The sequence below is a fragment of the Herminiimonas sp. GW821-FHT09C12 genome, from assembly GCF_059416385.1.
Genome location: NZ_JBWKPC010000001.1, coordinates 1,791,419 through 1,813,763, shown reverse-complemented (window position 1 = coordinate 1,813,763; position 22,345 = coordinate 1,791,419). Strand labels below are relative to the sequence as shown.

The window sequence follows — 22,345 nt, the reverse complement described above, 5'->3', positions numbered from 1 at the left end:
TTCATCAAAGCGCAGGAAATCGCATTAATTATAGATTTATTTAATATTTTATCAAGTAAGTTTCATAATTTATTTTCGCTATAGCGAAAATCAAGCGGTCGATAGCATTCTCTCATTTTTTCTGAAGCCAGCCACCCATCATGACAAGAAAATCCACTCTTGCGTTCCGCGCCTTGCCTTTGCTTGGCATCGCTAGCCTCGCTTTGCCAGCCTATGCTCAATCGCCTGCGGAAGACTCTGAAGTTGTTTCTACCATTGTCGTGACGGGCACGCGGACCAGCGGCCGTCTCGCCGCCGACTCGGTGCAGGCAGTGGATGTCATCACCGCCGAACAATTAAGTAATCAGGGCACTTCCGACTTGGCCGGCGCATTGAACAAGCTGCTGGCCTCGGTCAGCGTACCGCGTCCGCACAATACGGTCGGCAGTGAATCGGTACGTCCGCTGGTGATGCGCGGCCTTGCGCCGGATCAGGTTCTGATATTGGTGAATGGCAAGCGGCGTAATCAGGGCGCATTTTTGAATACCGGCGGTGCGTTGGGTCGTGGTACCAATCCAGTCGATCTCGCTGCGATTCCGATCTCGGCGATTGAGCGCATTGAAGTTCTGCGCGATGGTGCTTCGGCACGCTACGGCTCGGATGCGATCGCCGGTGTGATCAACATCATCCTCAAAAACAAGAGCGAAGGCGGCGGCATCAACACGACGTTCGGTCGCTACAAGGATGGTGACGGTATACGCCGCGAAGTGCAGGCACACACAGGCATTGCACTCGGCGAAGCTGGTGCGTTGACGTTGTCCTTCGAAGGACAGAATAACGGCGCAACCAATCGCGCAGGTGCCGACACGACGGCCGGTGCACGAACCGACGGGCTGTATGGACAGGTCACAAACCGCGTCGGCGCTCCGGCTCTGGAGAGCGGTAAGTTCGGTTTCAACAGCAACTATTTCATTAGCGATGCTTTGGAACTCTACGCTTTCGGCACATTTAGCCAGCGCGAAACCACCAGTTATTACTCGCGCCAGCGTGCCAACGTCGCGGCGGTCGCAGCGTATTATCCAAAAGGTTATTTGCCGGAATATCAACCTGTCGTCAAAGATCAGGCTTTGGTCGTCGGCGGCCGTGGAAAAATCGGTACATGGAACTATGACGCATCGCTGGATTGGGGCAATAACACCTATGCGCCTTATATCAAGAGCGTGAATTCATCGCTGTATGCGGCGACAGGTAGCTCGCCTACGTCTTTCTACAACGGCACCTATGAAACCTCGCAACTGGTTGCAAACCTCAATCTCTCGCGTAATTTCGACGTAGGCTTGCCTGCACCGCTCTCGTTTGCATTCGGATTTGAACACCAGTCGCAGAAGTTGAAAATACGCCAGGGTGACGACGCATCTTGGTACGGCCAAGGTGCTCTTTCCATGCCGGGTGTTTCCCCGCTGAATGCAGGTTCCTGGAACCGCAACAGTCTCGCGAGTTATCTCGATCTGGAAACCAAACTGACGGAGAAATTGACCGTCTCGGCAGCAGCTCGCCATGAAAACTACAGCGATTTCGGTAACTCACTCTCGGGTTCGCTGGCTGGCCGTTACGATTTTAATCCGCAGGTCGCTTTACGCGGATCGGTCTCGAATGGCTTCCGGGCACCATCGCTCACACAACAACACTACTCAAGCATTCAAACCCAAGGGCAGGATTTCGGTGCCGGTGTTGTTACCGTGCAGTCGGGCACTTTTGCCGTCGATTCGACGGTTGCCAAATTGCTGGGAGCCCAAGACTTGCGCCCCGAAAAATCGCAAAGCCAAACATTGGGACTGATGTTGCGCCCTACTGATCAGCTTACGCTGTCGTTCGATGCTTATCATATTGCTGTCAAGGATCGCCTCAATCTCTCATCCAGCTTCGAGGTCAATGCGGCAGCACGTGCCTATCTGTTAGCCAACGGTATTACCAGCGATAACTACCAAACTATTCGCTACATGACCAACGCCGCCGATACCAGCACGACTGGGCTCGACGTAACGGGTGAATATCGCTGGAAGTTCAACAACGGCGATAAGCTCAAGGCTTTACTGACCTACGGTTACAACCGCACCAAAGTCACCAAGCTTGCAAGCAGCCCAGCCATCCTTGGTCAACTCGGCATTCCTATCAGCCTAGTGGAGCGTCGCGAGATCGGTCAGCTAACCAATACGAACCCTCGTCAAAAACTGATCATCTCGGGCGACTACACCGTACGCGCTTTGAACCTCGATCTGCATGCGGCGCTGCAGCGTTATGGCTCGTTCTGGATTTACAGCAATACCAGTCCAGCGCTTGATCAGAAATTTTCGCCCAAATGGACGCTCGATTTGTCTGCCAGCCACGCATTCGACAAGCACTGGCGTCTGACAGTCGGCGCAGACAATCTGTTTAACAAACGTCCTGACCTGACACTAGCTGCAAACAATGCAGGCGGCACATTCCAGTACAGCAGCTACTCGCCGCTGTCGGCCGACGGCGCGTTCTATTACACCTCGCTGAATTACACCTGGTGATGATGGATACGCTGCAACAACTGCTGCTCGCGCATGACATCAACCTGACGATACTTTGGGATGCTATCGATCGTCAGCGTTTTTTGCTGGGACTGGGACTAACCATCACGCTGGCATTTCTCAGCGTGGTGATCTCTCTGGTTATTGGTGTGCTGGGTGCGTGGATGAAAGGCGCACGCTGGGAATTCCCGCGTCAGCTTGTGACGCTGTATGTGGAAGTGTTTCGCAACACGCCATTACTGATTCAATTGTTCTTCTTCTACTTCGGTCTCGGTGCCTTGCTGCCAGTTGATGCCGGCGGCAACGCACAAACCCAGATGCTGCACAACTTCCTATGGGCTCTGGCCGTACTCGGCATCCATGCTGGTGCCTATCAGGTGGAAGCGATACGCGGCAGTCTTGATGCCGTGCCGCGTTCAACGATAGAAGCCGCGCAGTCGCTGGGCCTAGCGCCGGGACAAACCTTCCGCAAGGTTGTATTGCCACTCGCCTTGCGCAACAGCTTGCCGGCAGTAGGCAATAGTCTGGTGCAGGCAGTCAAGGCGACTTCTATTGCCTATGCGATTGCCGTACCGGAATTGACTTACTCGGCCAATCGCATCTGGAGCGACAACCTCAACGTGCCTGAAATGATGGTCGTGCTTTTCGTCACTTACTTCACCTTGCTTGGACTGGTTTCGATGAGCATGCGCGCCCTCGAACGTCGTCTGACCTTGCCGGGATATCACGGTCTATGAACACCATCGTTACTCCTGTAATTCATGTTTCCAGTGAGCGTCATTTGAAAAACTGGTTCAAACCGACGCCGATGAAATTCTTGGCACTACTCGTTTTAATCTGGTGCGGAGATTGGCTGTTGCAACATCGCGAAACCGTTGCGCTGATGCTGCGCTGGTCGCCGGCACTGTTTGAAGGTTTTCTGGTGAACATCTGGATCGGCATCGTCTCGGTTGTGCTGGCCAGCCTGCTCGGCCTTCTACTTGGCGCACTGCAGGTTTCGCCACGTCCGGCACTCTCGCGTCCAGCACGACTCTTCACACTGTTCTTTCGAAATGCACCTTGGCTGGTGGTGATCTTTTTCATGATGTATGCGATCCCCTTCGAGGTTCAGCTCTTTGGTACGTACTACCAAATGCCGGACTGGATCAAGGTTGCGCTCGGCTTGTCATTGACGGCATCCGGTTACGCGGCGGAAGTGGTACGCGGCGGAATCCAGTCCATTCCTGTCGCGCAGTGGGAAGCAGCCGCATCGCTGGGTCTGGATAGACGCCAGATATTGCGCAAGGTTGTCTTGCCGCAAGCATTACGCAGCATGTTGCCAGCCTGGATGAATCTGTATTGCACAGTCACCATGGCGACTGCTCTGGCAAGTCTGCTGGGTATCGAAGACTTGATGACCACCATGCAGTTGCGCTTGGCGGGAGAGTCGCGTCCGGAATTACTACTGCCTGGTTATCTGTTTGTTTTCCTCGTTTTCTTCTTTTACATCTACCCGATTTCACGGCTCTCCAAGAACCTGGAACACAAATGGAGTCTGCATGACTAGCCCATCCAACACGACGCCCGCACAGATCGCCGTACGCAATGTACAAAAGTCCTTCAACGGAAATCCTGTACTGAAAGATTTTTCACTGGAAGTGGCCGCTTCGGAAATCGTCTGCCTGATCGGCCCATCCGGTTCGGGTAAATCGACGCTGCTACGCACGCTGAACGGCCTGACACCGATAGATGGTGGCGAGATCGAAGTCTGCGGCATACGCGTTAACGATCCACAAGTGGATTTGCTGGCGCTGCGTCGCCGCATCGGATTTATCTTCCAGAGCTACAACCTGTTCCCGCATCTGAGTGTGCTGGACAACATCACGCTGGCTCCGACCAGTGTGCTCAAGGAGCCGCTGGAGCAGGCGCGCGAATACGCCTACGAATTGTTGCGCAAGGTGCGTCTGGAACACAAGGCAGATGCATTTCCGGGTCAACTCTCCGGCGGTCAGCAACAGCGCGTGGCCATCGCGCGCAGTCTGGCCATGCGGCCGGACGTGATGATGTTCGACGAAGTGACTGCGGCGCTAGATCCAGAAACGGTGAAAGAAGTGCTGAACACCATACGCGACGTTGCCGCCAGCGGCATGACCTGTCTGATCGTGACACATGAAATGCAGTTTGCTCGCGATATTGCCGATCGAGTTTTCTTCACCGATCAGGGACGCATCGTCGAACAAGCTCCGCCCGCCCAATTTTTCAGCGCGCCACAAGACCCACGCACTCAGCGCTTTCTCGATAACTGCCTGTAATTTTTCAAGGATTGAACATGTCTACTCCTGAACCTAGGCAATTACGCCTGTTTCTTTTTCCCGCATCAGCAGGTGCGCACGTCGCCGGCTGGCGCCATCCAGCTGCACGCAACAACCTGCTGGATTTTGAAGCGGATCGCAAGACGGCAACTATCGCTGAAGCAGCCGGCTTCGATGCGCTGTTCTTTGCCGACCGCTTGGCATTTCCCTCGCCGAGCAAAGCCGGAGCCGAAGCTTCAGCCGGCAGTGCGCTGCTGGAACCGTTGACGCTGTTGGCCGCCTTGTCCGTAGTGACCAGCCATATCGGCTTGATCGCTACTGCCAGCACCTCTTACCACCAGCCCTATCATCTGGCACGCAGCTTTGCGTCGCTGGATCATTTGAGCAAAGGACGCGCTGGCTGGAATATGGTGACTTCGCTGACCGATGCGGAAGCTGGCAACTTCGGACGCGAGGCGCACTTCGAACATGGTGCACGTTACAAGCGCGCCGAAGAATTCGTCGATGTCGCCAAGGCACTCTGGGATAGTGTGGGCGACGATCTTCTGTTGCATGACAAGGAAAATTCGCGTTACTTCGATCGCCAGCGTGTACATGCAGTTGATCATCGCGGTGAGCATTTTTCGGTCAAGGGCCCTTTGAACGTCCCGCGTTCACCACAGGGCCATCCACTGCTGGTGCAAGCTGGTTCTTCCGAAGAAGGTCTGCGTTTTGCCGCACGCGTTGCCGACATTATTTTCACTACTCAAACAGATTTTGGTGATGCACAAGCCTTCTATCAGGATTTGAAATCGCGCGTGAGTGTAGCCGGTCGCAAGCCATCGCATCAATTGATCATGCCGGGACTATCCGTCGTCGTCGGTCGCACGCGTCAGGAAGCACAAGACAAGCTGCATGCGCTCAATGAACTGACGGATTTGAATGTGGCGGTTGCTTTCCTTTCTGCCTTGTCTGGCGGCACCGATCTGTCGACTTATCCAGTAGATGGGCCATTACCGGATCTGGAGCTGACCAACGGCAATCGCAGCAAGCAGGCGCTGTTCCTGCGTCAGGCTCGGGAAAAGAATTTGACCATCCGTGAATTGGCATTGCAAGTTGCGGCCTCTGGCGGGCATCGCGTTATCACCGGCACTGCAGAAGATATCGCCGATGATATCCAACTCTGGTTTGAAACCGGTGCAGCCGATGGCTTCAATTTCAAGCCGCTGTATCTGGACGACAACCTCACAGAATTTTCTGATCAGGTTTTACCTATCTTGCGCGACCGCGGTTTGTTCAAACGCAGTTATGCAAACGGCACGCTGCGCGAAAAGCTTGGCTTGCCGCGTCCTCTCAACCGTTACGAAAGCTGAACCCATGCGTCTCACAAGACTGATTTTCACGACACTGTTGCTGGCGCTGAGCAGCAATCTGGTACAGGCCGCGAATGATATCGGCGATGGGCTGGCACAAATCCGTGATCGCGGTCGTGTCGCCATCTGCACCACGATGGCATTCCCGCTGTTCGCCTATTACGATGAACAAGGAAAACCGGCTGGATTGACCCACGATCTGATTCTCGATGTTCATAAAAAACTCGAAGAACGTCTAAACCGAAAACTCGAACTGCAGGTCATACGCGTTACGCCAACCAATCGCATCGAGTTTGTACGTCAGGGGCGTTGCGATTTCATGGTATCTACGCTCTCTTACTCGAAGGAGCGCAAGGCACTGCTGGATTTTGCCGAACCTGGTTTCTATCGTTCCGGCACCACGGTATTTGCGCTCAAGTCTTCTCAGATCAAGAGTTGGGAAGATTTACGTGGCAAGACACTCTGCGCATCACCAACCAATTCCTGGCTGCGTACCGGTGAACGTCGTTTCGGCATCAATTTCGTGACCTACTTTGGCGGTGAAATCGATTCGCAGAAAGCCGTCGTAGATGGTCGCTGCCTTGGTCTGGCCGCGTATGACACCTACTTCGAAATTCTCAAGAAACGTGACAGCAATCAAGTCTGGAACGATTTTGAAATCAAGTTGCCCAGCCAGGACTATTCCTACTGGTCTATCACGCTGCGCAACCAGCGTCCGCAACTGCGCGCCTTCCTCGACCAGGTCGTCGCGGACTGGCATCGCAGTGGACTGATTGTTCAACTCGAAAAGCGCTATGGCATTCCCGCCAACCCTTGGGTAGCGGAAACGCACCAACGCTACGCCTCTTCAAAACCTTAACTGGAGAATTAAACATGTCCCTGATCCATGAACGCAATAAAGCCATCCGTACACTTCTGGAAGAAGTCCGCGCCACCAAAGCCGAGGAAGAAAAAGAAAGTCCGGCTTTCATCAGCCGCATCAAGACTGCAGTCGATACGATCAGTCAGCGCAGCGATCTGTTCCCGATAGATAGCTTCCCGATCAAACTCAATACGCATGCAGGCCTGTATCGACTCGGCGAAGAAATTGACAAGCAGAATACGCTCTACATCACTGGCGGCATCTACGGCAAGGTACAGACGCAGCCGCATACGCATCCTGCCTGGGTTTCCATGGGCGCAATCAAGGGCCTGGAACGCAATCGCATCTATAAGCGTACCGATGACGCCAGCGTGGAAGGTCAAGGTAAACTGGAGCAACTGGAAATCGTGGATGTCGCACCCGGCACCACTGCATTCATCGGCAGCGGTCTCTTTCACACGCTGGAAGTAGAAGACGACATTCAGACTCTGCACTTTCATCTCTACGATGTCGCGCTGGATCATGCGTCGAATTCCAACTTGCCGGTATTTGAAGCACCCGACAGCGAGCGTTATGTACGCACACCCGCAACTACGCAACGTCAAGTCACTGCAGGCGTGCATCCATCCACTTTCGGCGAAGTCAGCGCAGCGGTAAGTTCGGGATTGCCATTGAAGGTGATCAGTGTCGACCACCATGAGCCGCTGCTGGAAAAAGTCGTCACGCCACACAAGGTCAGTCTCGATGACTGGGAAGCAAGCATCTCCGGGCTGGAAGGAGATCCTGACGTACCGGTCGTTCTGCTTGGTCAGGTTAAGGCTGTGGAACTGGCGGCACAAAAATTGGCACGTATCGGTTATAGCTACTTCACTCACCTGCGCTGAGATCATTGATGGATAGTTTGGTCGCGACTGCGCCTGTCTGCAAGCTTGAGCATCTGTTTCCCGACCATTCAGCATGGGAAACAGCATTGCTCTCGCTGCAGGAAAAACTTCGAGAAGATGGCGTTTTTGTTCTGCCAGCCAACGGTGCAGACCTGCTGACTTGCTTGCAACATCTGGACCGCTTGCAACGCGAGCAAGGCAGCTTGTCTACCTACATCGGGATACAGAGTTTTGTCGATAGTCGCGATGTGCGACTGCAGGCGACAACCGCAAGATTGCGCGAATCTGCGGCTGTGCTCGGTCGACGCCAGGCAGCTATCAGCGCCTTGCTCGTCAACACTGAAGAAGACATCTGGGCAGAATGGTGTGCGGCCGCCAAAGATCTGCGCGCCTACGATGGGCGTTACCAACTGCTACGAGCTAGTCGTCAACATACGCTCTCAGCCGAAGTCGAACAGACGCTGGCGGCATTGGATTCTAGTCTGCAATTGCCGATACAAATCTATCGTCGCATCAAGGCTGGCGATTTGCGCTTCGACGAAGTACGGGACAAGGAAGGCAAGGCTTGGCCATTCAGTTTGTCTCGTTATGAAAAGCGTTTTGAAACCAGCCCTGATGCTCAGCTTCGCGCATCGGCAGCGACGGTTTTTGCCAACGGCGTCCAACCACATAGACACGCCTTTGCTGCCGCCTATGGCGGTGAAGTGTCACGGCAGATCAGTCTGGCGCGCTTACGCGGTTTCGACAACACGATGGATTTTCTGTTCTGGCAACAAGGAATAGATCGTCGTTTTTTTGAAGCGCAGCGCGAGGTACTGAATGCTGGCTTACCGACACTCATGCATCGCTTCGTTGAAGTGAAACGACGCCTGCTGGATGTACCTCGCTTGGCCTATCACGACCTCAAGGCATACCCAACTCAGATTCCCGGCGACATCAGCTTCGAGGAGGCACGCACAGCCATTATCGAAGCTAGCAAGGCGCTCGGTGAAGATTACGCTAGCGTCATACAGCGCACTTTCGATGAAGGCTGGATCGAGTACGGTCAGCAAGCCAACAAAGCTGATAGTTCCGGCTGCGCCAGCCCGTTTGGCCCACATCCCTACGTCTTGATGACGTGGAGCGGCAGTCCGCGCGACATGTTTTTGCTGGCACATGAATTGGGCCATGCCGTGCACTTCCACTGGTCTGCCGAAAATCAAACCGTATTGAATGCCACACCGTTGCGCTATTTCATCGAAGCGCCTTCGACACTGAATGAACTGTTGCTGGCAGATCATCTGTTGCAAGACAACGATCCGCGTCAGCGTCTATCGACCGTGTTCGAGCTGCTCAACAGCTACTACCACAACTTCGTGACGCATTATCTGGAGTCGGAATTTCAGGTACAGGTTTATCGCGAAGCCGATGCCGGTCGTCTGCCTGGCGCCGATGCATTGCAGAAAATCAAACTCGACGTGCTACGCACCTTCTGGGGCGACTCTGTAGATATCGACGACAACGCAGGGCTGACATGGCTACGTCAGCAGCACTACTACATGGGTCTGTATCCATACACCTATGCAGCTGGACAAAGTATTGCCAGCCTCTATCAGCAGCGCTTGAAAAATGATCCACATGCGGCCGAACGCTGGTGTGGCGCACTACGTCAAGGCAGCGCTATAGATGCTGCTTCGCTGTTGCAGGAACTGGATCTTGATCTGCGTAGCGGCGACGCGTTTCGTGCCGTACTCGACATCATTGAAGGTCACGTTGCTCTGTTTGAACAACTGGCCCAACCCTATTACACCAATGGAGAAATCTCATGAGCACATCTTCTGCCGAGACCACGGTTCTCAATATTGCCAGCGGCTGTTCGTCGTTGTGGTACAGCCGTTGCCCGGTGCCTACCACCTCCGGTATCGCACAACACTATCGCTGGCTGCATCGCGCCTTTGCCGAACAAGGCGTGGAACTGCAATCCTTGCGCGCATCGACTGATCCTCAGGTACGTGAAGCACACTACAACCATGCACATGCCGACATGTTCCGCGAAGGCGGTAACGTGCCACCTATCTGGGCGCGTGCCAGCGGTCAAGATACGGTGGTGATCGGTATCACCTGGATAGATGAGCGCCAGGTATTGCTGGTGCGCGACGACAGTCCATTGCGCGAACCAAGTGACCTGCGCGGGCGCAAGCTCGGCTTGCCTAAACACCACACGCGCAACGTCGATATCGCACGCACCGCGCATCTGCGCGGATTGCTTACTGCACTGGAACTGGCTGGTGTCGCGCGCGACGAAGTCAACTTCGTCGACATTGAAGGCGGCGAATTTGATCTGCGCGAGACAGGCCAAGGTGGCGATGGGAATGACCGTGCCGATCTTTTACAAGCACTGCTCAGCGGCAAGGTCGATGCAATCTATTCCAAAGGTGCGCACAGTGTGACGCTGCAAGCGCGTCATGGTCTGCGACCACTACTGGACATCAACGCGCATCCAGATCCGCTGACACGCGTCAATGCCGGTACACCGCGGCCGATCACGGTCAATCGTGATCTGGTGCAACGTGCGCCGGAATTGGTTACGCAGTACCTTGCCGTGTTGCTGGCAACTGCTGATTGGGCGGCTGAACATCGCGATGCAGCAGTGGCTGCCTTGGCAGAAGAAACCGCATCCAGCGCCGAATCCATCCTGCTCGGCTATGGCGAAACCTTCCATCATCGCTTGCGTCCATCGCTGCATCCAACTTACCGTCTGGGCCTGGCCTTGCAAAAGAATTTTCTATTGCAAGAAGGTTTTCTACCGGCAGATTTCGATTTTGACACGTGGATAGATCCGGCACCGCTGGCCGCCGCCGAAGCACGCGCAGGAGAATTGAGCTGGCTATTCAAGAACACGTAATGGGTAGTCGCTGTTTCCTGCTGCAATTTTTATCTCTTGCAGCACTCAGCGGTACCACGCTGGGTATGTCTAAGTTGATCACCACGTTTTACGCGCTGGGACTCGGTGCCAGCGCGGCACAAATTGGTTACATCGGCGCAGCCGAAGCGCTCGGCATGGTCGTTCTGACCTTGCCGGCAGGATTACTGATAGACCGTCTGGGCAGCAAAAAACTGTATGTGTTCGCCAGCCTATTGCCGGCCGCACTACACCTAGCCATTCTGTGCTGGTCGAACTGGCTCTGGCTGGCTGCGCTGCGTTTTCTGATCGGTGTATGTGTGCCGTTCCGATCGGTGGCGATGAGCGGCTTGTTTCTGCAACGCTTGCCGCAACTCGGCTTGAACAAGGCAGGATGGTTCCGCGGTTCGTTGATGACAGGCATGCTGTTAGCGGGGCCTTGGCTGGGCGGCTGGCTGTATGAACACTTCGGCGCACTCGCGTTTCTATGGGTGGCGCTCAGCTTTGCCGGCATGGCGTTCTGGGGACGTAATCTCTGGAATCAGGAGCACAAGCTAAACAACAGAACAGATCGCACCAACAATCTGCGCACGCTTTTCAATGAGCCTGTGCTACGCGTATGCTGCCTGATAGAAGGACTCAGCAGTGCAACGTCCAGCCTGTTCGCAACCTTTATCCTGGTACTTTGTGTGGAACAACTACACTGGACACAGACACAAGCGGTAAAGCTGGTAGCCACACAAGGGCTGGTGACTGTACTGTGCTTGTTCCTGCTCAGTCAAAAATTCAGTCGCGTCGCGCCGCGGCGCATCTATACGTTTGCTCTCGCGGCAACATGCATCGCATTATGTTTACTCGGATGGCTAGAGTCATTCATGGGACTTGCCATGCTCGCCTTGTTGCTGAGTACTGCGAGCTCAGCTACCCATTTGGCAAACATCGGTCGACTTACGCAACTCTCATTAGACAAGGGTGGCGTGTCTGGTCTGTTCAGCCTGGCACAAACCCTGGGGATGTTTTGCGGTAGCCTGTTTGGCGGCATACTCAGCCACTGGCTGGACATGAGCCAGTTATTCCCCGTCTGGAGTGTCGTTGTATTGCTTGGATCCGGCCTGATCTACATTCTTTCGAAGAATAAGAATAAATAAGCTGGCACTGCTCAGCTGTGCCATTCAAATTTCCGCTCTACTATCCAATCGCCAACGCAATCACGCCCATAGCGATAAAGATGGCACCAATTAACCGCTGAAGACGATCACCCTCTTTCAAAAGATGACCACCAATGATTGCAGCAAAGAGCATGGAGACTTCACGTGCTGGAGCGACATGTGACAACGGTGCAAGTTTGACCGCGTAAAGAACAAGTACATAGGACACAGGGCTGATCACGCCAACGATCAATGCGTACTTCCACTGTTTCTTCCATAGATCGATCGCGGTCACCCGATCATGAAAAAATGTCGGCGCCAGTACAACTATCCGAACAAAGTTACCGATGTAATCGATCAATATCGGCGACATCAGCATGAACTTGACAGCATACCCATCCACCACGGTGTAACACGCAATAAAAGCACCCGTTAGCAGACCATAGAAAATACCAATATGCACGCGCTGGCGTTGTACTGGATCCTTGGCCGCGAGGAAAAGCTTGGGCCCACCTGCGATGAGGAAGACCCCCAGCACCACACCAGCGATGCCACCGATGCCCAGTGTCGAGACCTGTTCGCCAAACAGCGTCAATGCAGCAATAGAGGAAAGCAGCGGCCCCGATCCACGCGCCAATGGGTAAACAACCGTGAGATCCGCTTTACGATAACCGCGCAGCAGTACCACGTAATAGATCACGTGAAGAATGCCGCTCAGTAAGATGAGCGCCCATTCATTCAGGCCCCAAGTCGGGACTACATCCCAGGCCAGCCAAATCCCAAGAGGTGCCCATACCAAGGCAAGAAACAGACTAGTGAATAAAGCGAATCGCGCATCCCCACCCGCCTTCTTTGCGACGATATTCCATCCTGCATGAATAAAACCAGCTGTGATGAGGAGCGCAAGTGCGGAAAAAGGCATGAGAGAATTTGAGTTGAAATGGTGATAGCCAGCACCACATTATAATTTATAGGCAGTTCACTCTGCAGCGCTGTCAAAAGAAGGAGTGCTTAGAAAAGCTTGTACGAACTTGTACTCGCTGTGCCACATTGGACCGATGAATATTCTTAGGAAGCTAAATGGATAGCCACATTTCTCCAGTTGAACTCGAAAAAGCGTACAGACTGATTAACCACGGCCCCACGGTTCTCGTATCGGCAAGACATAAGGGCGTAGACAACGTGATGGCGGCCGCATGGGCTTGCGCGCTGGATTTCGCTCCTCCGAAACTAACCGTTGTCCTGGACAAAAACACGAAAACCAGAGAACTCGTAGAGAACAGCGAGACCTTCGTCATCCAAGTCCCCACTGCGGCACAACTACAATTGACGCATCAAGTGGGTAGCAAAAGCCTGCTCACAGAACCGGACAAGCTAAAGAACGCCGATGTAAAACTGTTTCAGATTGACGATTATGATCTTCCCTTCGTCGCAGGATGTTCGGCCTGGCTCGCATGCAAGTTGATTCCTGAACCACACAATCAAGCAACGTATGATCTGTTTATCGGCGAGGTAGTGGGCGCATGGGCCGATACGCGTGTCTTCAAGAATGGTCATTGGCATTTCGAAAGTGCTGATCCAGACTGGAGAAGTCTGCATTACATTGCCGGTGGAAATTTTTATGCGATAGGCGATCCATTAGTCGCCAAAACTGACAAGGAAGATTGATACGCAGCTGAATATGCAGCAATTACAGTATGGAGAAATAAATTCACCTGAATTTATGTTTCTCAATACCTCATCATCAAGTCATCAGCAATCAATCAACAAGCTGCTGCTCAACCGCATAGCGAATCAACTCGGCGTTAGAACGCAAACCCATTTTCTTGAATATACGAATCCGATAAGTATTCACCGTACTGATGCTGATGGAAAGTTCAGCCGCGATTTGCTTGATCTGTTTGCCCGAGCCAAGAAGGGAGACGATCTGCAACTCGCGACTGGCAAGTCTATCGTGCAGAGAGACATTCCCAGGATTGCGATAATCCATGGCTAAAATTTCCGCCATGCGCGGACTGATGTATGTCCCGGTAGACATCACTTTACGTATCGCCCCCACCAACTCTTCCGCCGCCATCGCTTTACTGATGTAACCCGCAGCACCAGCCTTCAATGCGCGTATGGCGTATCGTTCTTCGGGAAACATGCTCAGAATAAGAACAGGGAGATCGGGCAAAAGACGACGCAATGTCACCAAGCCGGCAAAACCATCGTTCTCCGGGAAGTTAATGTCCAACACCACGATATCCGGCTTCACTTGCGGGACAAATTGCAGCATTTCTTCGATGTTGCATGCCTCACCAACAATGCGGATGTCTTTGGATGTGCGTATCACCTTCTTCACGCCCATGCGAATCAATTCGTGATCGTCCGCAATGAAAACCCTGATCACATTTTTCCCCCAGCGTACGATACCAATGTCAACTTCTGTCCCTCGACCAACCCACCATCTTTTTCTCCCATCGGAATTTTTGCCGAAACCAGTGTTCCCCTTGGCTGTACTGCGGCCACAAGCACCTTCCCTTTAAGCGCAGCTGCACGCTCATGCATCCCGCGTATGCCGAGCGAACGGGCGCTTTCTGTACGCGTCAATTTAATGCCTATGCCATCGTCATATACGCGCAGCAGCGCTGCATTACCGCGATATCCCAGGCTCACACGTACATTGCGCGCCTTGGCATGGCGCAACACATTGGTCGTCGCCTCTTGAAATATCCGAAACAACGCAGTCGCTATCACACCTTCAGGCTCATCTATGCCCGTCAGTATCTCGACTCTGCATTTGATTTTTGTCCGACGTTCAAAATCAAGGCTATGCCATTCAATCGCTGCCCCCAAACCTTGCGCATCCAACTCTGGTGGTCGTAGCTCTGTTGCAATCCGCCGGACCGATTCAATCGCCTTCTCAAGACTAACGCGAGCAGAATGCAGTTCTGTCGAAATCTTCCTCCTTGATAGCACTGCATTGGGAAGGCGAATGTCGTCTTCCAGTAATTTGATATCGATCTTCGCAGCGGAAAGTATCTGCCCAAGTTGATCATGAACTTCGCGTGCCAGTGCTATCCGCTCTTCTTCCCTGATGGTTTGCAAACGTTCATAAAGCGACCGCAATTCAAGCTGAGAAGATGAAACCTCACGTTCTGCACGTTTTCTATCCGTAATATCCCGCACGATAGCAACCAGATAACGGTTCTTGCATTTGCTGTTATCTATGGTTGAAACAAAGCTGTTAATCCAAATGGTCGAATCATTCAAACAATAGCGTTTTTCAATTTCGAACGATGCACGCTCGCCGTTAAGTAACTGATCCAGCAACACTTTATTGGCCAGATAATCCTCTTGATGCGTCAAACTTTCGACTGAGTGATTAAAAAGCTCCGCCTCACTCAAACCTGTCATCACCTGAAAAGCGGAATTCGCACGAATAAATTTTCCATCAACATCGGCAATGACGATCCCGTATGGCGCACGATCGAACAAGGCCACCAGCAAAGCATTGGCTTCATCCAACGCACACTTCTTTCCCATGCCCTTCTGTTCAATATCCGTATGTGCAAGGCTCATGCCTGCATCAGAAGAAAACACATGTGCGGGCGCAGACTCCGAGACATCCCAGTCAGGGCCTGTCTGCTCATCAGGCTCAACACGCCGTGATTTTTCATCTTCGAGATGGATGTTTCGTCGCAAGGCGAAAGAAGATGTGAAGAGCTTGTATTTGCTTAATCGAGTGCGCACACCACGATAAAATCTGCGTGGCCTACCAAAGCGAAAACCCATTCTTCCCTCACATCAACCGAAATTAACTTGGCAGCATAAATCAATCGGCTCAAGTTATGACATTGTCATTTTCGGCATTGAGCAGCAATCACGAAGACACTTAACATGCAGACAACAAATTAGATGACAAGGCAACAACCTTGAGCCACTATTTTTATCGCACAAGAGGCACCAAAACAAATAGCCAATGCAACGATTCATATCCGTTGAATGGCCTCATGTGAAATAAGTTTGTGGTCCATGCCATGCATGTACATGGCAACGATTATTGTGTGTGGGTTGTAGTCTTCCTTTTAGCTCCTATTGAGGCGCCTGCGTTACGCCCTCTTTTAATATCTGCGGAATGGTCAATCTGCGCAATCATGTTTCCAGCTGGTTTTAGTTTTCCATGCGTCTTGCACGATAAATTGCTTCGCGTGCTTTTTTAGCAGATTCGAACTCTCTTAATCCTTCACGAAATAAGACCCCGCCCAATACCACCAGCAAATTGAAATCCTCTTCCACTATCCGTGGGTGCACACGTGCCAGCACGGCAGCCATGGCACCGGCTGCCTCTGCACACGTCAAACCATCGCCATGCATGGAATAACTCTTACTCATCATGTATGCAATTTCGTCGCTATTCATACTCATCTCCCAATTCAATTCATCGGACCGGGCAAGCAGCCCGGCCAATAACAGCAAAGTATTGAATTAGAATTCTTCCCAATCGTCACCTGTAGTTGAAGTACCATTTGCCACTTTTTTCTGCGCAGGTGCAGCAATTGCCTGTTTCGCTTTTCCCTTAACAGCCAAAGTCGAAACAGTATGAATAGGATGCGATGTGAGCGTCGGCACAGGTGCAATTCTCGTCGTGCCATCCAGTTTGAACACGCTAACTACCTGTGCCAGATTGGCAGCCTGCCCCTGCAGGGATTCCGCTGCAGCCGCGGCTTCTTCTACCAGGGAAGCATTCTGCTGCGTCACTTGATCCATCTGCATGATGGCTTGATTTACTTGCTCGATGCCTGCACTTTGTTCCTGACTGGCAGCGGTGATCTCCGTCATGATGTCGGTCACACGCCTGACGCTTTCCACTACTTCATTCATGGTCGCGCCAGCCTGCTCTACCAGCTTGCTGCCGTTTTCTACCTTCTCGACAGAATCGCCGATCAACATTTTGATTTCTTTGGCAGCAGCAGCTGAACGTTGCGCCAAATTACGTACTTCAGAAGCGACAACAGCAAAACCACGTCCTTGTTCACCAGCGCGTGCAGCTTCTACCGCCGCATTCAAGGCCAGGATATTGGTTTGGAAAGCAATGCCATCAATCACACCAATGATGTCGACTATTTTTTTCGCGGAGGTATTGATCTCATCCATCGTGTCGACTACTTGCGATACGACTGCACCACCTTTTTCTGCAACACTAGAAGCCGATACGGCGAGTTGATTGGCTTGACGCGCATTGTCAGCATTCTGCTTGACGGTAGAGGTCAACTCTTCCATCGAGGAGGCAGTCTCTTCCAGTGAGCTGGCTTGCTCTTCTGTACGAGAAGACAAATCCAGATTACCGGAAGCAATCTGGCTCGATGCGGTAGCAATCGTATCCGTACCAAGGCGCACTTCGCCGACAATTTTTACCAGGCTATCGCTCATCGCTCTCAATGCGCTCAGGAGCATGCCGGTTTCATCTGTCGTCTTTACTTCAATTCTCTTGCTCAAGTCGCCACTCGCAACGGTTTCTGCAATTTTTACTGCTTCACCGATAGGACGCGTGATGCTGCGTGAGATTAACCATGCGATAAGAACACCCAATCCGATGGCCAAGATACCCAGTGCCAGCAATGTGATGCGTGCAGATTCATACTGCTCTTCCGCCGCCGCTACCGTCTTATCCATCAATTCGGTTTGAAAAACAATCATGTTCTTCAATGCGGCCAGATAACTCTGTTGTTGTGGACGCAATGGATTGGTCAACAAAGCTTTGGCCTCATCCAGCTTGCCTTCTGCATGCAGTTTAGTGAACAGTTCCTGCGATTCTTTGTATGTTGAACGGGAATTCAGAGCAGAACGCAAAATCTCCACGCCTTTGGCGGTTTTAATGGTCTTTTCTAACTCCGCGAAATTCGCGTCGATGATCTTCTTGGAATTTTCTATCTGCGCCAACTCTTTGGCCAGCTGTTGCTGCTCTGTGAACAGCAAGGTATCGCGCATGACAAGCGCAATGGAATTGACTTCGTCATAGATACTATTTACACGCACGATCTTCGCGTATCGATCACTGGTAATCGCATGTATCGATTCGTTTATCGTTGATAAACGGTTGAGCCCAAGTGTAATCACCAGCGCCAACAATACCAAGACCGTTGCAAAGCCCAAGCCTATGCGAATACCGATTTTCAAATTATTAAATTTCATAGATTCTTATTCCATTTATTGAAGAAGTGTTCAGCAACAGCTTTATGCCGCCATGCTTTCAGCGTGTGCAATATCAGAAGAGGTAATCAACTTGTCGACATCGGCCAAGATCAACATGCGATCACCGATAGCAGCCAGACCTGTTAGATAGTCGGTATCCAGGGAAGTCCCTATCGCAGGTGGTGGTTTGATTTGATCCGCAGTAAGCGTAAGCACATCGGAAACGCTATCGACAACCAGGCCGACGGTTCTGTTTTCCATGTGCAAAATAATGACGACTGTGAACTGGTCATACGTTGGTGCGCCAAGATTGAACTTGATGCGCATATCGATGATGGGCACGATGATGCCGCGCAGATTGATCACACCCTTGATGTAGTCAGGCGTATTTGCAATTTTGGTTACAGCATCGTAGCCACGTATTTCTTGCACTTTCAGAATATTGATTCCATATTCTTCACTGCCAAGTCTGAATGCCAAGACTTCCGTAATACCTTGAATATTGAGAATCTGTGCCATGAAGACCCTTGTAATGTATGCCCTCATCCTGCTTATGCATTGCGCTCATCAAGAAATCAGAACGCAGCAGAACGAGTATTTGTAAAGCGTGAACGAACACCTACCTCTACGGATACCCGTACCCAAAACTTAACAATGATTCATGACTTCATGCGAAGTAAATTAACGACATGGGTAACGATTAATGCGACTTGACGCATCTTCGTATTGCATGCATTTAGCGTCATTTGCTAAAAATGTACGACAATGCGATCTGTACAAAATTTTTCCGCACTCAATAACGGGTAGGTACTGACATGGCGAAGCTGTTGTTACTGGAAGATGAAGTCGATTACCGACAAGAGATTGCCGATTTCCTGAGGAGCGAAGGGCATCAGGTGATTGAAGCAGGAAGTACTGCCGAATTCATGCCCTTAATGGATGCAATGGATATTGCATTGATCGATGTCGGCCTGCCTGATGCAGATGGTTTTGAAGTGGCTGCGATGTTACGTGCACGCCGCAAGAAATGCGGAATCATCATGTTGACCGCACAAGGTGGCATCAACTACAAAATTGCCGGCCTGCGCGGAGGTGCAGATCATTATCTGGTCAAGCCGGTTCGCTACGATGAGTTACTAGCCCACGTCAAAGCATTGGAGCGACGCATGGGTGTAGGTGGTTGGAGACTGGATACGCAGGAACGACAACTGTATGCACCCGATGGGCATTGCGAATCACTATCCGAACATGAACTGAAATTATTCGAACTGCTCGCAATACAATCCGGACAAACCGTAAGCCGCCGTGCCATCGCTACTGCTTTCGGCAGCGACTGGCTGGATTACGACGAACGACGACTGGAACAACTCGTCAGCCGCTTGCGCCGACGCTGGCGTGAAAATTGTGCGGAGCCACTTCCATTCAGGACAGAACATGGCAAGGGATACAGCTTCTGCGCTGATATAGAAGTGTTTTAATACTCGACGGTCAACTCAAAGGACGTGGCAAGAAAATACGGAAGGTACAGCCCGGTGTCGATGATGCCAAGAGCGTAAGCGTACCGCCATGCATTTCAATCAAACGTCTAGCCAGCGGCAAACCCAACCCGCTGCCACTATGCTGCGCACTACTGGAGCCGCGATAACGACGTTTGAAAATCATTAGCTGCTCTTCCGGCGGGATACCTGGTCCGTCGTCTGCCACATCGAGATGCCAGCCCTCTCCTGATTCTGTTGCATGCAAACTGATATGCGTACCACTTGGCGTGTATTTGGCGGCATTCTCCACCAAGGTGCGCAAAACCAGTCGCAATAATTCACGATCACCCCACAACACATCGCATGCACTACTGACAGAAATAAGGTGCTGTTCTGAAATGACTTGCGCTGAATCTTTCGCATCCTGTAGCAAAGGCAGGACAGCAAGCTCAGCAGGCTGAAAGGTTCCTGCCAACTCATCAAAACGATCATCACTCATATAATCGTTGAATAACAAGGACAAGCGTTCCGTCGCTTGCCGTATTTTCTCCAAGCGCGCCTGAGTCTTCGAACCCGGCGTATGCGTTTCGCGCGTCAGATTCTGCGTAGTCGCGTCTATCACTGCCAATGGCGTTTTCAATTCATGCGAAACCATTTCGATATAGTGCCGCTGCTCCTTGCGCATGCTTTTCTCATGCATCAAGGCCTGCTCGACTGTATTCATCGCATCCAGTAACTCACGCGTACGCAGCATGACTTGCTGTTCCAGTTCCTGCTCTGATTGTTGCAAGACTTGGTATGCCTTTTGCTGTGCGGCTTCTTTTGCAATTCGCATACTGTTGTAACGCCTGCTGATCGAGTAATAAATGACCAGGAAGAACAACATGGAACCGATGTACATCGCATTCCCGGTCAGCATATTGCGCTCGATTTCACCACGCTTTACCAAGGTAGTGATGGCAACTGCCACGAATAATAAAAAGCCGGAAATAATCAAGGCAAAACGAATTTCCTTATCACTGCGCAATGCCGGCCGGAATAGAAGAATCACCGCCAGCGGCCCAATGACAAAAGGCAGCGCGAAATAAATGACACGTATGGCAGCTTGATAATGTCCATTCAACACTCCGACAAACACAGCGCCACAAAACAGCCATAGGGTCGAGAGAAAAATACGGTTCAAGCGCGGACGATGCTTGTGCATCTCGATAAAGCGGAACATGAACTGCATGCAACTACCCGTTAGCAAGATCATGGAACTACCCGCCATCAAGTCGAACCACTCGGGCTGATCTGGCATGATGTACTGCTGCCATAAACCGTTATCCGTCAGCGTCGCAAAAATACAGCTCATGACGTAGAAGCTGAAGTACAAATAGACACGGTCACGCACCGCGAGCTCAAACCACAAGCCTGCAAGCACTAACAGAGCATAGGCTCCCAGATACAGACCGAATGCCAACTGCTCTCTTGCCACCGCTTCGATGAAAGTAGCCGGTTGCCACAAGGTGAGATGGGCGATGGCAGCCCTCTGCGAATTAATTTTAAGGTAATAGGTTTGATCTTTACCTTCGGCCACCTGTAACTTGAAGACAGGATTTCTATACTGCAGCTCCCTATCCGAGAATCGCAATTTACTGCCAGCCTGACTCGCCGTATAAGTACCATCTTCATTTTCGGTATACAGCGTCACCAGATCATAAAGTGCCGGCTGCACTTCCAGCCACCAATCCTGAGAGGTGTGTGCCGATCTCGCCAGCGTAAACTTCAGCCATACGGCACCATTAACATAGTCAAATCTTTGCAGACTATTGCCAGCGTGAAATCGATTTGCATACGCCGGGTCAGCGATATCCTTGATTGTTAATGTATTGCTTGGATCAACTTGTCCGTAGAAATGGTCGTTCAGCTCTATCCGATCCCCCTTCAATTGCACAAGCGCATCGGCCAACACTGGTCGATACAACAAGGAACATACAACAAGGATCAGGAAATGGAGAATGCGCATGTGAGATGGCAATGTACTTGCATAAATGAATGACGATGTCTCCGCATCTTTTTACAGGTATTCCAATACCACTTCTTTATCTAGACATACAGCCATCAAGATCATTCAAAACGATACTTCACACCGAATGAGAGAAAATTATCTTCACCATAACGCGCATAGTTGATGCGCCCATCAAGCGAGCCGGATATGTTCGCTTCATACCCAGCACCGATCAAAAAATTGGAACTCGACTTTTCTTCACTTACATTGGTCGTCATTGACAGAACCGGCACACGCACCGTCGCTGTCGTACGGGTAGTCCTATACGACATACCTCCAGTTACAAAGAAACCCGGCAGATAGTCCGTTAATTTATAGACTAGGACCAGGTCATAATTTTTCGTTTCTATCACTGCATCGTATGAAGCAAGGCCATTGGTCGCACTTTGCTTGTAGTTGTTGCTGCGGACCACTCCCAATTCAAAGCCTATCTTTTCGTCAAACTGATAACCTGCAAATAAGCGTCCACCCGTTACTCTGTCTGTCTCTGATGTAACCCTGAAATCGGCAGAATACGGCTCCTTACGAATTTTTCCGCTAGCGGCATCAATCCCAAAATAGAAGTGTTGGCTATTTTTTTCTTCTGCGGTAGCAGTTGCGGAGGCAAGTAAAAGGAGAACAGCGGCAAGTGGATATATGAACATTTGATTTCTGACGAAAACTGAATGCGGCTCCCTCTAAGGGA

Annotated in this window: 20 protein-coding genes; 12 read left to right on the top strand and 8 right to left on the bottom strand. The window is 51.5% G+C overall.

Annotated features, from left to right (window positions below; translation table 11 throughout):
* Window positions 1–140 precede the first annotated feature (140 nt).
* From AC07N2_RS08590 to AC07N2_RS08545, 10 genes are read left to right on the top strand one after another with little or no spacing between them, the layout of a single operon-like run.
* Window positions 141–2,537 (top strand): TonB-dependent receptor plug domain-containing protein, encoded by a 2,397-nt coding sequence (locus AC07N2_RS08590; RefSeq protein WP_494777860.1) that lies wholly within the window; start codon window positions 141–143, stop codon window positions 2,535–2,537.
* Window positions 2,537–3,274: an amino acid ABC transporter permease gene (locus tag AC07N2_RS08585; RefSeq protein ID WP_494777859.1), complete on the top strand. Its 738-nt coding sequence runs from the start codon at window positions 2,537–2,539 to the stop codon at window positions 3,272–3,274. Before AC07N2_RS08590 ends, AC07N2_RS08585 begins: the two co-directional genes overlap by 1 nt.
* The gene (locus AC07N2_RS08580; protein ID WP_494777858.1) at window positions 3,271–4,083 is read left to right on the top strand and encodes an amino acid ABC transporter permease; all 813 of its coding nucleotides are present in this window, start codon (window positions 3,271–3,273) and stop codon (window positions 4,081–4,083) included. The genes AC07N2_RS08585 and AC07N2_RS08580 overlap by 4 nt, the downstream gene beginning before the upstream one ends.
* On the top strand, window positions 4,076–4,828 hold the full coding sequence (locus AC07N2_RS08575; protein WP_494777857.1) for an amino acid ABC transporter ATP-binding protein: 753 nt from the start codon (window positions 4,076–4,078) through the stop codon (window positions 4,826–4,828). Before AC07N2_RS08580 ends, AC07N2_RS08575 begins: the two co-directional genes overlap by 8 nt.
* A 17-nt stretch (window positions 4,829–4,845) precedes the next feature.
* The gene (locus AC07N2_RS08570) at window positions 4,846–6,180 is read left to right on the top strand and encodes an LLM class flavin-dependent oxidoreductase (protein WP_494777856.1); all 1,335 of its coding nucleotides are present in this window, start codon (window positions 4,846–4,848) and stop codon (window positions 6,178–6,180) included.
* 4 nt (window positions 6,181–6,184) lie between these two features.
* Window positions 6,185–7,039 carry a transporter substrate-binding domain-containing protein gene (locus AC07N2_RS08565; protein WP_494777855.1) on the top strand — a complete coding sequence of 285 codons (855 nt, stop codon included), beginning with the start codon at window positions 6,185–6,187 and terminating at the stop codon, window positions 7,037–7,039.
* A gap of 14 nt (window positions 7,040–7,053) precedes the next feature.
* Window positions 7,054–7,926, top strand: a complete 873-nt coding sequence (locus AC07N2_RS08560; protein ID WP_494777854.1) for a hypothetical protein — start codon at window positions 7,054–7,056, stop codon at window positions 7,924–7,926.
* A gap of 8 nt (window positions 7,927–7,934) precedes the next feature.
* The gene (locus AC07N2_RS08555) at window positions 7,935–9,734 is read left to right on the top strand and encodes a M3 family metallopeptidase (RefSeq protein WP_494777853.1); all 1,800 of its coding nucleotides are present in this window, start codon (window positions 7,935–7,937) and stop codon (window positions 9,732–9,734) included.
* A complete protein-coding gene (locus AC07N2_RS08550) occupies window positions 9,731–10,810 on the top strand; it encodes an ABC transporter substrate-binding protein (protein WP_494777852.1) in 1,080 nt (359 codons plus the stop codon). The genes AC07N2_RS08555 and AC07N2_RS08550 overlap by 4 nt, the downstream gene beginning before the upstream one ends.
* Complete coding sequence (locus AC07N2_RS08545; RefSeq protein WP_494777851.1) at window positions 10,810–11,955, top strand: MFS transporter; 1,146 nt, start codon at window positions 10,810–10,812, stop codon at window positions 11,953–11,955. The genes AC07N2_RS08550 and AC07N2_RS08545 overlap by 1 nt, the downstream gene beginning before the upstream one ends.
* 40 nt (window positions 11,956–11,995) lie before the next feature.
* Here AC07N2_RS08545 and AC07N2_RS08540 read toward each other — a convergent pair whose 3' ends face one another.
* The gene (locus AC07N2_RS08540) at window positions 11,996–12,877 is read right to left on the bottom strand and encodes an EamA family transporter (RefSeq protein WP_494777850.1); all 882 of its coding nucleotides are present in this window, start codon (window positions 12,875–12,877) and stop codon (window positions 11,996–11,998) included.
* 158 nt (window positions 12,878–13,035) lie between these two features.
* Between AC07N2_RS08540 and AC07N2_RS08535 the strand changes: the two genes are divergently transcribed.
* Window positions 13,036–13,623 carry a flavin reductase family protein gene (locus AC07N2_RS08535; protein ID WP_494777849.1) on the top strand — a complete coding sequence of 196 codons (588 nt, stop codon included), beginning with the start codon at window positions 13,036–13,038 and terminating at the stop codon, window positions 13,621–13,623.
* Between the two features lie 91 nt (window positions 13,624–13,714).
* Here the strand turns inward: AC07N2_RS08535 and AC07N2_RS08530 are convergent, their stop codons facing one another.
* The 5 genes from AC07N2_RS08530 to AC07N2_RS08510 all read right to left on the bottom strand — a co-directional run bounded on the left by AC07N2_RS08530 (window position 13,715) and on the right by AC07N2_RS08510 (window position 18,651).
* A complete protein-coding gene (locus tag AC07N2_RS08530; RefSeq protein WP_494777848.1) occupies window positions 13,715–14,347 on the bottom strand; it encodes a response regulator in 633 nt (210 codons plus the stop codon).
* Window positions 14,344–15,642: a PAS domain-containing sensor histidine kinase gene (locus AC07N2_RS08525; protein ID WP_494777847.1), complete on the bottom strand. Its 1,299-nt coding sequence runs from the start codon at window positions 15,640–15,642 to the stop codon at window positions 14,344–14,346. Before AC07N2_RS08525 ends, AC07N2_RS08530 begins: the two co-directional genes overlap by 4 nt.
* Before the next feature lie 468 nt (window positions 15,643–16,110).
* Entirely contained in the window at window positions 16,111–16,359 is a 249-nt protein-coding gene (locus AC07N2_RS08520) for a hypothetical protein (protein WP_494777846.1), read from the bottom strand.
* Between the two features lie 66 nt (window positions 16,360–16,425).
* Window positions 16,426–18,132 (bottom strand): methyl-accepting chemotaxis protein, encoded by a 1,707-nt coding sequence (locus tag AC07N2_RS08515; RefSeq protein ID WP_494777845.1) that lies wholly within the window; start codon window positions 18,130–18,132, stop codon window positions 16,426–16,428.
* A 42-nt stretch (window positions 18,133–18,174) separates the two neighbouring features.
* Window positions 18,175–18,651, bottom strand: a complete 477-nt coding sequence (locus tag AC07N2_RS08510; RefSeq protein WP_494777844.1) for a chemotaxis protein CheW — start codon at window positions 18,649–18,651, stop codon at window positions 18,175–18,177.
* A 296-nt stretch (window positions 18,652–18,947) separates the two neighbouring features.
* Between AC07N2_RS08510 and AC07N2_RS08505 the strand changes: the two genes are divergently transcribed.
* Window positions 18,948–19,610: a response regulator transcription factor gene (locus AC07N2_RS08505; protein ID WP_494777843.1), complete on the top strand. Its 663-nt coding sequence runs from the start codon at window positions 18,948–18,950 to the stop codon at window positions 19,608–19,610.
* 10 nt (window positions 19,611–19,620) lie between these two features.
* Here AC07N2_RS08505 and AC07N2_RS08500 read toward each other — a convergent pair whose 3' ends face one another.
* The gene (locus tag AC07N2_RS08500) at window positions 19,621–21,618 is read right to left on the bottom strand and encodes a sensor histidine kinase (protein WP_494777842.1); all 1,998 of its coding nucleotides are present in this window, start codon (window positions 21,616–21,618) and stop codon (window positions 19,621–19,623) included.
* A gap of 101 nt (window positions 21,619–21,719) precedes the next feature.
* Window positions 21,720–22,304, bottom strand: coding sequence for an outer membrane beta-barrel protein (locus tag AC07N2_RS08495; protein WP_494777841.1), 585 nt, complete (start codon window positions 22,302–22,304; stop codon window positions 21,720–21,722).
* Between the last annotated feature and the right edge of the window lie 41 nt (window positions 22,305–22,345).

Coding starts and splice junctions, on each gene's coding strand:
- AC07N2_RS08585 (WP_494777859.1), top strand. CDS start 2,537: ATGATGGATACGCTGCAACAACTGCTGCTCGCGCATGACATCAACCTG.
- AC07N2_RS08500 (WP_494777842.1), bottom strand. CDS start 21,618: ATGCGCATTCTCCATTTCCTGATCCTTGTTGTATGTTCCTTGTTGTAT.
- AC07N2_RS08515 (WP_494777845.1), bottom strand. CDS start 18,132: ATGAAATTTAATAATTTGAAAATCGGTATTCGCATAGGCTTGGGCTTT.
- AC07N2_RS08505 (WP_494777843.1), top strand. CDS start 18,948: ATGGCGAAGCTGTTGTTACTGGAAGATGAAGTCGATTACCGACAAGAG.
- AC07N2_RS08495 (WP_494777841.1), bottom strand. CDS start 22,304: ATGTTCATATATCCACTTGCCGCTGTTCTCCTTTTACTTGCCTCCGCA.
- AC07N2_RS08550 (WP_494777852.1), top strand. CDS start 9,731: ATGAGCACATCTTCTGCCGAGACCACGGTTCTCAATATTGCCAGCGGC.
- AC07N2_RS08560 (WP_494777854.1), top strand. CDS start 7,054: ATGTCCCTGATCCATGAACGCAATAAAGCCATCCGTACACTTCTGGAA.
- AC07N2_RS08580 (WP_494777858.1), top strand. CDS start 3,271: ATGAACACCATCGTTACTCCTGTAATTCATGTTTCCAGTGAGCGTCAT.
- AC07N2_RS08570 (WP_494777856.1), top strand. CDS start 4,846: ATGTCTACTCCTGAACCTAGGCAATTACGCCTGTTTCTTTTTCCCGCA.
- AC07N2_RS08575 (WP_494777857.1), top strand. CDS start 4,076: ATGACTAGCCCATCCAACACGACGCCCGCACAGATCGCCGTACGCAAT.
- AC07N2_RS08540 (WP_494777850.1), bottom strand. CDS start 12,877: ATGCCTTTTTCCGCACTTGCGCTCCTCATCACAGCTGGTTTTATTCAT.
- AC07N2_RS08555 (WP_494777853.1), top strand. CDS start 7,935: ATGGATAGTTTGGTCGCGACTGCGCCTGTCTGCAAGCTTGAGCATCTG.
- AC07N2_RS08590 (WP_494777860.1), top strand. CDS start 141: ATGACAAGAAAATCCACTCTTGCGTTCCGCGCCTTGCCTTTGCTTGGC.
- AC07N2_RS08545 (WP_494777851.1), top strand. CDS start 10,810: ATGGGTAGTCGCTGTTTCCTGCTGCAATTTTTATCTCTTGCAGCACTC.
- AC07N2_RS08535 (WP_494777849.1), top strand. CDS start 13,036: ATGGATAGCCACATTTCTCCAGTTGAACTCGAAAAAGCGTACAGACTG.
- AC07N2_RS08510 (WP_494777844.1), bottom strand. CDS start 18,651: ATGGCACAGATTCTCAATATTCAAGGTATTACGGAAGTCTTGGCATTC.
- AC07N2_RS08520 (WP_494777846.1), bottom strand. CDS start 16,359: ATGAATAGCGACGAAATTGCATACATGATGAGTAAGAGTTATTCCATG.
- AC07N2_RS08565 (WP_494777855.1), top strand. CDS start 6,185: ATGCGTCTCACAAGACTGATTTTCACGACACTGTTGCTGGCGCTGAGC.